Raw genomic sequence first — 1,483 nt, forward strand, 5'->3', positions numbered from 1 at the left:
GCAAAAGCATTTGGTTTAACTACCGCTGCGGGATCGTTCGGTATGTTCGCCATGATCCCTGGAGCACAAGCGCTTTTGAGTGATTTTGGCTGGCAAGGCGCACTTCAAGCATTCGCTGTACTGTGTAGCTTTATGGTGATGTTTGCATTGTTCATGAGAACTGCGAAGCCACAAGCAAGTAACCCTGCAAATGTTCAGGAAGACACACAAACTCTAAAAGAAGCATTAAAAGAAGCTTTCTCTCACAGAGGTTATTGGCTGATTCATGCAGGTTTCTTTCTGTGCGGCTTTCACGTGATGTTCATTGCAACTCACTTACCAAGTTATCTAGCAGATAAAGATTTACCAGCCTCAACCGCCGCAATGGCACTGGCGTATGTTGGCATCTTCAACATTTTTGGTTCGTACTTCTGGGGTGTTATGGCGGACCGCTTCAATAAACGCCATGTTATGTCTGCGCTGTATTTAATCCGCACGGTAGTGATTGGTGCTTTTGTGACTCTACCTGTCACCGAGCACACCGCAGTCATCTTTGGTGGTGCAATCGGCTTCTGTTGGTTAGGCACCGTGCCTCTCACATCTGGATTAGTCCGCCAGATTTTTGGGGCTCGTTACCTATCAACACTTTATGGCTTGGTATTCTTTACTCACCAAGTAGGAAGCTTCTTGGGGGCTTGGATCGGTGGTCGCATCTACGATTACTACGGTTCATACGATCCAATCTGGTGGTCAACCGTCGTTCTGGCACTCCTCGCCGCTTTGATTCACTTACCGATCAATGACAAGCCAGTATCGCGCTTGAATTTGGCAACCGCCTAGCCAGAAAGGCTCTTAACGTCTAACGTTGAGAGCCTTTTTTTCAGCAGCCCAATGATCTCCGCTTTCCTTTATCAAATGAGTATTCTCATCAATGATTTCTTATTTAAGATAAAGCACACCCATTCATCCTCTGTTAAGATTTGTGTGACATACTTTGTAGAAAGTTATAAATCAAAAAGGGTTTTAGATGAGAACACTTGGCAACATCATCTGGTTTTTATTCGGTGGCGTATTCATGGGATTGCTGTGGTGGCTATTCGGTATTCTTGCGTTCATCAGCATCATCGGGATTCCGTGGGGGCGAGCTTGTTTCGTCATGGGTAACTTTTCGTTTTTCCCATTCGGCAAAGAAGCCGTTTCGCGTGATGAACTAACCAATGAAATGGATATTGGCACGAGTCCGCTAGGCGTCATCGGCAACGTACTTTGGTTTGTATTTGCAGGTTTGTGGCTGGCAATCGGTCATATCCTATCCGCCGCAGCGTGTTTCGTTACCATTATTGGTATTCCGTTTGCACTTCAACACCTGAAACTGGCCGTAATTTCCCTCGCGCCTATCGGTAAAACTGTTGTAACGTCAGAAGAAGCGGCAATCGCTCGTTACAACATTAATCGTTAAGGTTATGTATCCTCTGAGCTTTCGAGCTCAGAGGGCAACGCCTGT

At 46.1% G+C, this 1,483-nt stretch carries 2 protein-coding genes; both read left to right on the forward strand.

Translation table 11 applies throughout. The features are described from left to right. Positions 1-819: MFS transporter (locus tag R8N28_RS24630; protein ID WP_318183595.1), on the forward strand; the 819-nt coding region annotated here is incomplete at its 5' end. A gap of 187 nt (positions 820-1,006) precedes the next feature. Next, complete coding sequence (locus R8N28_RS24635; RefSeq protein ID WP_005485025.1) at positions 1,007-1,438, forward strand: YccF domain-containing protein; 432 nt, start codon at positions 1,007-1,009, stop codon at positions 1,436-1,438. The last annotated feature ends 45 nt before the right edge of the window (positions 1,439-1,483 follow it).

Source organism: Vibrio sp. Vb1554, assembly GCF_033344235.1.

What these genes read in the sequence shown, in the direction of transcription:
- R8N28_RS24635 (WP_005485025.1), top strand. Translation starts at nt 1,007, where the DNA reads ATGAGAACACTTGGCAACATCATCTGGTTTTTATTCGGTGGCGTATTC.